Source organism: Vibrio sp. OPT46, assembly GCF_015163535.1.
Classification (GTDB): Bacteria; Pseudomonadota; Gammaproteobacteria; order Enterobacterales; family Vibrionaceae; genus Vibrio; species Vibrio alginolyticus.
Map to the genome: position 1 here is coordinate 1 of NZ_JADDYG010000744.1, position 345 is coordinate 345.

The following is a 345-nucleotide window of genomic DNA, read 5'->3' on the forward strand; positions in this document are numbered from 1 at the left end:
GATTTGGAGGCGATTGATCGTTACATTGAGCAGCACCTGAGTCATAAGATTAGTGTGGCTCAATTGGCCGGGCGAGTGTTTCTTGGGGAAAGTCAGTTTCATTGCTTGTTTAAAGAGCAGATGGGGATTACACCTCATCAATATGTTCTCGGAAAGCGAATCGACATGGCTCGTGAATTAATCGAGCAAGGGCACCTTTCTTTAGGGCAAATTGCCGAGTTTACTGGCTTCTCAAGCCAGAGTACTTTTACTCATACTTTTACTCGCTTACAGGGAATATCACCTTCCCGTTATAAAAAACAAGTTGGATAACAACGCGTTTTTTTAGGTCAAATAATCATCAAT

General features: G+C 42.0%; 1 protein-coding gene. It reads left to right on the forward strand.

From position 1 onward, the window contains the following. On the forward strand, positions 1-312 hold a 312-nt coding region (locus IQR33_RS26700; RefSeq protein WP_193844207.1), incomplete at its 5' end, for a helix-turn-helix domain-containing protein. Between the last annotated feature and the right edge of the window lie 33 nt (positions 313-345).